At 66.2% G+C, this 8,374-nt stretch carries 11 protein-coding genes; 10 read left to right on the top strand and 1 reads right to left on the bottom strand.

The genetic code is table 11. The annotated features are described in order from the left end of the window. Positions 1 to 113 precede the first annotated feature (113 nt). The 5 genes from ACIP90_RS17155 to ACIP90_RS17175 all read left to right on the top strand — a co-directional run bounded on the left by ACIP90_RS17155 (position 114) and on the right by ACIP90_RS17175 (position 5,102). On the top strand, positions 114 to 1,100 hold the full coding sequence (locus tag ACIP90_RS17155; RefSeq protein WP_400580779.1) for a FecCD family ABC transporter permease: 987 nt from the start codon (positions 114 to 116) through the stop codon (positions 1,098 to 1,100). A gap of 89 nt (positions 1,101 to 1,189) precedes the next feature. After that, positions 1,190 to 2,257, top strand: coding sequence for a FecCD family ABC transporter permease (locus ACIP90_RS17160; RefSeq protein WP_400580780.1), 1,068 nt, complete (start codon positions 1,190 to 1,192; stop codon positions 2,255 to 2,257). Position 2,258: 1 nt separating this feature from the next. Beyond that, positions 2,259 to 3,089, top strand: a complete 831-nt coding sequence (locus ACIP90_RS17165) for an ABC transporter ATP-binding protein (RefSeq protein WP_400580770.1) — start codon at positions 2,259 to 2,261, stop codon at positions 3,087 to 3,089. A gap of 62 nt (positions 3,090 to 3,151) precedes the next feature. Then, complete coding sequence (locus ACIP90_RS17170) at positions 3,152 to 4,183, top strand: siderophore-interacting protein (protein WP_400580781.1); 1,032 nt, start codon at positions 3,152 to 3,154, stop codon at positions 4,181 to 4,183. Positions 4,184 to 4,268: 85 nt separating this feature from the next. After that, positions 4,269 to 5,102, top strand: coding sequence for an SGNH/GDSL hydrolase family protein (locus tag ACIP90_RS17175; RefSeq protein WP_400580771.1), 834 nt, complete (start codon positions 4,269 to 4,271; stop codon positions 5,100 to 5,102). A 5-nt stretch (positions 5,103 to 5,107) separates the two neighbouring features. Here ACIP90_RS17175 and ACIP90_RS17180 read toward each other — a convergent pair whose 3' ends face one another. Beyond that, complete coding sequence (locus ACIP90_RS17180; protein WP_400580772.1) at positions 5,108 to 5,410, bottom strand: YciI family protein; 303 nt, start codon at positions 5,408 to 5,410, stop codon at positions 5,108 to 5,110. 89 nt (positions 5,411 to 5,499) lie between these two features. Between ACIP90_RS17180 and ACIP90_RS17185 the strand changes: the two genes are divergently transcribed. From ACIP90_RS17185 to rpsN, 5 genes are all read left to right on the top strand, one after another. Beyond that, a complete protein-coding gene (locus ACIP90_RS17185; RefSeq protein WP_400580773.1) occupies positions 5,500 to 5,991 on the top strand; it encodes a MarR family winged helix-turn-helix transcriptional regulator in 492 nt (163 codons plus the stop codon). A gap of 4 nt (positions 5,992 to 5,995) precedes the next feature. Further along, the gene (locus ACIP90_RS17190) at positions 5,996 to 6,757 is read left to right on the top strand and encodes an SGNH/GDSL hydrolase family protein (protein ID WP_400580774.1); all 762 of its coding nucleotides are present in this window, start codon (positions 5,996 to 5,998) and stop codon (positions 6,755 to 6,757) included. Between the two features lie 382 nt (positions 6,758 to 7,139). Continuing rightward, a complete protein-coding gene (gene rpmB, locus ACIP90_RS17195) occupies positions 7,140 to 7,376 on the top strand; it encodes a 50S ribosomal protein L28 (RefSeq protein ID WP_400481670.1) in 237 nt (78 codons plus the stop codon). Continuing rightward, a complete protein-coding gene (gene rpmG / locus ACIP90_RS17200; protein WP_003798558.1) occupies positions 7,376 to 7,543 on the top strand; it encodes a 50S ribosomal protein L33 in 168 nt (55 codons plus the stop codon). The genes rpmB and rpmG overlap by 1 nt, the downstream gene beginning before the upstream one ends. A gap of 2 nt (positions 7,544 to 7,545) precedes the next feature. Then, positions 7,546 to 7,851, top strand: coding sequence for a 30S ribosomal protein S14 (gene rpsN, locus ACIP90_RS17205; RefSeq protein WP_003798555.1), 306 nt, complete (start codon positions 7,546 to 7,548; stop codon positions 7,849 to 7,851). Positions 7,852 to 8,374: the final 523 nt, after the last annotated feature.

An 8,374-nucleotide genomic window follows, 5' to 3' on the forward strand; every position in this document is an offset into this window, starting at 1 on the left:
CCGGCTCACCGTCCGGCCCGCTCGCCCCGCGCGAACTGGCAGCTAATGACCCCATTTCGGCTCTGAGGGGGCATCAGCTGCCAGCTCGCGAGAAGGGAACGCGCGCCTCCGGAATGCGGGCCGCCTGGCTGGCCGCCGCCGTCGTCGTACTTGTCCTTGTCTGTGCAGTGTCGCTGGCCGTGGGCGCGCGGGGCCTTTCCCTGGCCACGGTCTGGCAGGCACTGACTCAGTTCGATCCGGGGGACGGCGACCACGCCGTGATCCATGCCCGGATCCCGCGCACCATCATGGGACTGCTTGCCGGCGGGGCGCTCGGGCTGGCCGGCGCCGCTATGCAGGGCGTTACCCGCAACCCGCTGGCCGATCCCGGCATTATCGGCGTAAACGCCGGTGCGGCCCTGGCCGTGGTCACGGGCATCTACCTTTTCGGCGCGTCCTCCCTGGGCGCGTACATCTGGTTCGCATTCGGCGGGGCCGCGGCGGCCGCCGTCGTCGTTTATCTGATTGCGTCCATGGGCAGGGACGGCGCCACGCCCGTCAAGCTCGCCCTTGCTGGCGCAGCCCTCAGCGCAGGCCTGTACTCGCTGATGAACGTCATCCTGGTCTCCAGCCAGGACACCCTGGACCGTTTCCGGTTCTGGCAGGTGGGCGGCATCGCCGGCCGCGACTGGTCTGTCATCCTTCCCGGCCTGCCGTTCCTGGCGGCCGGCGCGCTGCTCGTGCTCTGTACCGGTCGCATACTGAACAGCCTGGCCCTCGGCGACGACCTTGCCCGGGGGCTTGGCCAGCGGGTCGGCCTGACACGTTCGGTGACGGCGCTGGGAATCGTGCTGCTCTGTGGTTCAGCCACCGCACTCGCGGGCCCGATCGCGTTCGTCGGCCTCGTCATCCCGCACGCGGTCCGCTTCCTGACCGGTCCGGACTACCGCTGGATCCTCCCTTTCTCCCTGGTGCTCGCCCCGGCCCTGCTCCTTGTTTCCGACGTCATCGGGCGCGTGGTGCTGCTGCCGGGCGAGGTTCCCGCAGGCATCATGACCGCCCTTGTCGGCGCCCCGGTCTTTGTGTGGCTCGTCCGCCGCGGCAAGGGGGCCGGACTGTGACCACCCAGCGCGAACGGACACTTGAGGCCCCCCGCCTAGAGCGCGAACGGGCAGATAATGCCCTCAAAACTGCGAAAACAGGGCATTATCTGCCCGTTCGGGCGTCATTCCTGCGCCGGGCGCTGCTGAACCGGACAGCGATCCTGGGCGCCGCCGTCGTGATCCTCTTCGCCGCGGGCATCCTGCTCGGCAGCTACACCGTCACCATTCCCGACTTCTTCCGGATCCTCACTGCGCACCTCACCGGCGGCGAGAGAATTCCGGGTGCCAGCTTCATCGTGATGGAAAGCAAACTGCCGCGGGCGGTGATCGGCACCATGATCGGCGTTGCTTTCGGACTGTCCGGCGGCCTGTTCCAGACAATGCTCCGCAATCCGCTGGCCAGCCCCGACGTCATCGGCATCAGCTACGGGGCCAGCGCCGCCGCCGTCACGGCCATCGTTGTATTCGGGGCCACCGGCGCGGCCGTTTCAGGTGCGGCCCTCGGCGGTGCCCTTGGCGTCGCCGCGCTGATCTACGGGATCTCCCGCAGCGGCGCGCTGAGGGGAGGATCCGGCTCCCGGGCTGGAAGCGGCAGCGCCGCCGGCAACCGCCTCATCCTCGCGGGGGTGGGGATCGCCTCGGCGCTCGGCGCGCTGGTGAATTTCCTGCTGACCCGCACGGACATCCGCACCGCGGCCGACGCCCTGGTCTGGCTCAACGGCTCACTCAACCACGCGAGCTGGGACCGTGCCGGGGTGCTGGCGGCGGCACTGCTGGTCCTCGTGCCCGCCGTCGCAGTCCTGGCCGGCCCGCTGCGCATCATCGAACTGGGCGATGACACCGCCGCCGGACTCGGCATCCGCGTGGACCGCGCCCGGCTGGGCGTGGTGCTCACCGCCGTCTCGCTTGCCGCGGTGGCGACGGCGGCGGCCGGGCCCGTGGCCTTCGTCGCCTTCCTGGCGGGCCCCATTGCCCGCCGCTTCACCGGCAAAGCCAGCCTCCCGGCGTCGGCCCTTGTAGGCGCCCTGATAGTGCTGGCCGCCGACTACTTCGCCGCCAACTTCGCCCCGCTGCTGCTGGACGGCACGGCCCTGCCGGTCGGCGTGGTCACGGGCGCCCTCGGTGCCCCCTTCCTGCTGTGGCTTCTCGTCACCGCCAACCGAAAGGATGCCTGACATGGCTGTTCTCAAAGCGAAGGACCTGACGCTGCAGTACGACCAGCGGCGCGTCGTTGAGGGGCTCACGGCAGAGATCCCGGAGGGCCGGGTGACCATGATCGTGGGCGCCAACGCCTGCGGTAAGTCCACGCTGCTTCGGGGCTTGTCCCGGCTGCTCAAACCCGCTGGCGGAACCGTCACCCTCGACGGAAAGGACATCCACTCCCTGCCCGCCCGCGAACTGGCCCGCACCCTGGGTCTGCTGCCGCAGCACCCCACCGCCCCGGACGGCATCACGGTCAGGGACCTGGTGGGCCGCGGCCGGTACCCTCACCAGGGCTTCTTCCGCAGCTGGTCAGAAAAGGACGACGCCGCGGTGCAGCGCGCGCTGGAAGCCACCGAAACGCTGGAGCTCGCCGGGCGGAACGTCGAGGAGCTGTCCGGCGGGCAGCGCCAGCGCGTGTGGATCGCCATGGCCCTGGCCCAGGAAACGGACGTGCTCCTGCTCGACGAGCCCACCACCTACCTGGACCTCGCGCACCAGGTGGAGGTGCTGGACCTCGTCACCGACCTCAACCGGCAGCGCGGCACCACGGTGGCCATCGTGCTGCACGACCTGAACCTCGCAGCCCGGTACGCGGACCACGTCATCGCCCTGAAAGGCGGACGGATCGTCGCCGAGGGCGGGGCTCCCGACGTGATCACGGAAGAGCTGGTCCTGGATGTTTTCGGGCTGGAATCCCGCGTGCTGCCGGACCCGGTTTCCGGCACTCCGCTGATCATCCCGATCGGACGCCACCACGCCGCAGCCCCAAAAGCCGTAACCACAACCCTGGAGTTGGTCTCATGAGCTCAGTCAACAGCCCTGCAGGGACAGGCACCAAGGCCGCGGCGCGGGAAAGGTCCGGGGCCATGCCGCAGCTCGCCACCGAACCGATGACGCTGGCGTTCGACGTCACGGTCAGTGCCGTGCAGGCGCTCGGAGCAAACTTCCGCCGCATCACGTTCGGCGGCTACTCGCTGCGGGACTTCGGCGTGCACGGCAGGACCATGGACCTGCGCATCAAGCTGGTGATCCCTTCCCTTGCCCACGACGGCACGCAGCTCGCGCTGCCGCCCTTTCACATGGAGAACACGGGCTGGTACAAGGAGTGGCTCGCCATGGATCCGGCCATCCGCGGCTCCATGCGCACCTACACCGTGCGCCATGCCAGGCTCGACGCCGTGTACCCCGAGATCGACGTCGACTTCGTGATGCACTTCGATGCAGACGGTCACGGGGGGCCCGCGGCGAACTGGGCGCGCAACGCCCGCCCGGGCGACGCCATGACCATCATCGGGCCGAACAACCGTGCCGCGCACTGCGTTACGGCGGAGATTTACTCGGGCATCGAATGGCGGCCGGGCCTGGCCCAGCGCGTGCTCCTGGCGGGCGACGAGACGGCCGTTCCCGCCATCAGCGCTGTCCTGGAAAGCCTGCCGAAGTACATGACCGGCCACGCGTTCCTGGAAGTCCCGGAGGCGGGCGACTTCCTCGATCTCCAAACCGATGCCGACGTCGACATCACCTGGCTCGCGCGCGGCGCCGCGATCGGGCGCTCGCGTCCGCACGGCGAGCTGCTCCAGGAAGCGGTCCGGGCCGCCGTCCCGGTGCCGGGCTGGGTGGGCATCAAGTCGCCCGACGCGGCCGCCGGTCCCGAGCCGGAGGACGTCAACGTCGACCAGGAGATCCTGTGGGAGACGCCTGCGCGCATGGACACAGCGGCCATCGTCGCCAGCAAGAACCCGGCCGTGCCCGCCGGTGCCATGCCGTTCTATGCCTGGATGGCGGGTGAGGCCGGCGTCATCAAAGACCTGCGGCGCTATCTGGTCCGGGATGTCGGCATCGACCGGAAGCAGGTTGCCTTTATGGGGTATTGGCGGCAAGGGAAGGCCGAACTCTAGGACCGGTGCTCTGGCCCCCGGAAGGAGCGTCACCGTTCATCTGCGGTTTGCCTGCGCGTATCTCCGGGTGTGTACCTTGTCCCGGGTGGGTTCTTATCCTTTGCTTCCGGACCGGGATGGGCGACGGCGGTACGTGGCCCTGGGTGATTCGTTCACTGAGGGTGTGGGGGACCGGAGCAAGCACCTGCCGAACGGTGTGCGGGGCTGGGCCGACCGCGTGGCGGAGAGGCTCGCCAAAGCGGAGCCGGGCTGGGAATACGCCAACCTCGCCATCAGGAGCAAGCGGCTGCGCCACATCATCGCCGAACAGCTGGAACCGGCGGTTGCCTTGGAACCTACCCTCATAACGCTGTATGCCGGCGGCAACGACATCCTGGACTTCGGCACGGACATGGATGCGCTCATGGAGCAGTATGAGGCGCTCGTGGCTAAACTCGCGGGAACCGGCGCAACCCTCGTGCTGTTCACAGGATTCGACGTCAGGGTGTCCGCGCTCCTGGAGCCGCTGAAAAGGAGAAACACCTCCTATAACGAACGGGTGCGGGAACTCGCCGCCAAGTACGGAGCGGTGCTGGTGGACTATTGGTGCTTCGACGCCCTGCAAGACCGCCGGATGTGGGATGCGGACCGCCTGCACATGTCCAAGGCCGGCCACAAGTATGTGGCGGCGCAGGTCCTGGACCACCTCGGCGTGCCGCACAAGATCAGCCTCAAGGAGTGGGAGCCCCCGTCGAGGATTACGCTCCGCGACTGGGAGCGACGGCAACGACGCTGGGTTAACGACTGGGTGCTGCCGCTCTTTGGACGGAAGCTCCGTGGCGTCACGCTCGGGGACAACCTGACCCCACGCTGGCCCGAGCCCGTGAAGGTGCCCCGCAAGGGCGGCCTGAAGAAACTGATGGAACAGGCCGAACCCTGAGTGGGTTACGTCTGCGGCGCGGGCTGGTCCAGCAGGTTCTCAAACCCCGGAGCCACCCGGTTGGCGGCGAATTCCATGACTGCGAACTCGGCCACGCCGTTGACGTAGAACGGGTCCTTCGCCAGGGAGGCGTCCAGCGTTTGCCGGTCAGCTTTCGACAGCAGCAGGCCGCCCGTGCGCGGGACCTTCCTGCCGGCTGCCATAAATACGCCCTCGTCGAAGGCGTCCTGTAGCCAGGCCACGTGCGCATCGAGGTGGTAGTCGACGATATCCTGGGCAACCTTGTAGGTCAGGGAAACAACGTACATGCCCGCCAGCCTACCGTTTTTCACAGATTGCCTTCCCCGGACAGTGTGCCGCTTGAATCGTCAATCTTCTTTTCTCCTAGGATGGAGCCATGACCGAACCGCGCTGGCTCAACGCCGATGAACGCCGGGCCTGGCTCGCCCAGCTGAGCATCAACACCATGCTGCCGGCGGCCTTGGACACCCAGCTGCATACCGCCGGCAAGGTGTCTTTGTTCGACTACAACGTCCTGGCGATGCTCTCCGAGGCCGAGGGGCGCTTCCTGCCCATGAGTGAATTGGCCGCCCGGACCAGCGCGTCACTGTCCAGGCTTTCCCACGTGGTCACCAAACTCCAGAGCCGCGGGTGGGTGGAGCGCCGGCCGCACCCGGGGGATGCCCGCGTGACCACCGCACACCTGACTGAGCAGGGCATGCGGACCATTGTGGGACTGGCTCCGGGTCATGTGGAATCAGTCCGCTCGCTGTTCCTTGACGCCCTGACTGAGCAGGATGTCGCGGACCTCGCGCGCATTGGGGAAAAGATCGTGGCGCGCCTGGACAGCAACCACTGGATCCTCCGCGAACAGCCGCCCAGGAAGTAACCCCATGAATTTCACGTCCCGATTCGTAGCCTTGGGAGACTCCTTCACGGAAGGCGTCGGTGATGAGGACCCAGCACGTCCCAATGGCGTCCGCGGCTGGGCAGACCGGGTCGCCGAGCAACTCGGTGCCGCGGATCCGGGATTCGGCTACGCGAACCTTGCCATCCGTGGCAAGAAGCTTCGACAGATCATGGCTGAGCAGGTGGATGCCGCCGTCGAACTTCAACCGACTTTGGTGAGCATCTACGCCGGCGCCAACGACATCCTCCGGCCCAAGATCGACATCGATAACCTGCTGGAAGATTACGACGCCGGCATCAGTAAACTCAGGGCGGCCGGCGCCACGGTGGTGATGTTTACCGGTTTCGACGCCCGCGGCTCCAAAGTGTTTGGCACGATGCGCGGCCGCACAGCCATCTACAACGAACTCGTCCGCGGCATCGCCGGCGACCATGGAGCGCTGCTGGTCGACTACTGGCGCTTCAACGAGTATTACGACTGGGGCATGTGGGCCAAGGACCGAATGCACATGTCCGCCGCCGGCCACGCCAACATGGCCAAGCGCGTCCTCACCGTACTTGAACATGACCACTCCATCGAGGTTCCGCCCATGACACCGGTGCCCGAGCTCAGCGGCGTGGACGCCCTCCGTGCGAACGCGCAATGGTTCCGCGAGTTCGCTGCCCCTTGGGTTGTCCGGCGCGTCACCGGAAAATCCTCGGGCGACGGTCTCCAGCCGAAGTACGCCCAACTCACCCGGCTCTAAGGGTTTGCCCAACGGTTTGCGCCGGCCGGATTCGCCTTTAATTCGCACGTCTCGTAGACTTGGTAGGCGCTAGGTGGCGCGGAGCGTGTGCAATTGCTCCGGTTGGCGGTGGCTGTTGGCAGTAATAACAGTCCTGCAGGCCGGTAGTTAGGGGCTCAAGTTGCGTGCATTCCTGTATTCGCCCAGCATTCCGGCACTTCGCAATGGCTTCCATTGCCCGGTGCCCGTGGCCCATCGCATTTCGCCGCAGCAATGAATTCCCGGTCTTGCCGAAGAGTTTAGGCGTGGGGAATGGCAATGGGGCTGGATGTGAACGCCGCCTGCCGCACGGTGACGCAGAACGCTGCCAGCCGTTTCAATCATTTTTCAGAGGAGAGTCGTCATGGCAGCACACTGCCAGGTGACCGGAGCCGAGCCGGGCTTTGGACACAGCATTTCGCACTCGCACCGCCGCAACAAGCGCCGGTTCGACCCGAACATTCAGAAGAAGCGCTACTGGGTTCCGTCCCTGCGCCGTAATGTCACCCTGCAGGTGTCTGCAAAGGGCATTAAGACCATCGACGTGCGCGGCATCGACGCAGTCGTCGCCGACATTCTTGCACGAGGGGTGAAGCTCTAGTGGCTAAGGACAAGGACGTACGTCCGATCATCAAGCTCAAGTCGACCGCGGGCACGGGTTACACCTACGTCACCCGTAAGAACCGTCGTAACGACCCGGACCGTCTGGTCCTGAAGAAGTACGACCCCAAGATCCGCCAGCACGTCGAATTCCGAGAGGAGCGCTAAACATGGCTAAGAAGTCCAAGATCGCTCGCAACGAGCAGCGCAAGGTCATCGTTGAGCGTTACGCCGCAAAGCGCCTCGAGCTGAAGAAGACCCTGGTTGACCCCAACGCGACTGACGAAGCACGCGAAGCTGCACGCCTCGGCCTGCAGAAGCTGCCCCGCAACGCCTCCCCGATCCGTCTGCGTAACCGCGACATCATCGACGGCCGTCCCCGCGGTACCTTCCAGAAGTTCGGCATCTCCCGTGTTCGCTTCCGCGACATGGCTCACCGCGGTGAGCTCCCGGGCATCACGAAGTCTTCCTGGTAATCCAGCGCCGCTGATTCCAGCTGCCTGAGAAGGGCCGGCAACCGTATGGTTGCCGGCCCTTCTCTGCGTTAACGCCCCATCCTCTGCCGCGTCCTCTGCCGCGCCGGCGCGGGTGACGCACCACACAGAACGGAATTACGACGCCGGCACCTGATTCTGCGCCTCCATCCCGCCGAAGTTCCGCGGGCTGGCGCGGGTTTTTGGGGTGGGTGGTGGGGTGTTTGGGTGGGTTTGCGGTGGGGGGTTGGTGGGTGTATTGTTTTCTAAGTCGCCGAGAGGGGGCCGGCGAGGAGCTGGTTACCGAGGGCGGCCAAACCCCTTCTAAACAGCCTGAAAAATGGTTCGTCGCTTGGCGTGCTGTGAGAGGGTGGGGCGGGTCTGGAGTGCTGGTGGATCGCGGGAACGTGGTTTGCGAAGTGGTTCGGGTTCGGGTAAGTTTGGAAAGTTGCTCCGGAGCGATCCGCGACTGTGGTTTGGTTGTGGTGGTGCCGGGTGTGTCTGTTGTTTGAGAACTCAATAGTGT

Source organism: Arthrobacter sp. NPDC093139, from assembly GCF_044754165.1.
Taxonomy (GTDB): domain Bacteria; phylum Actinomycetota; class Actinomycetes; order Actinomycetales; family Micrococcaceae; genus Arthrobacter.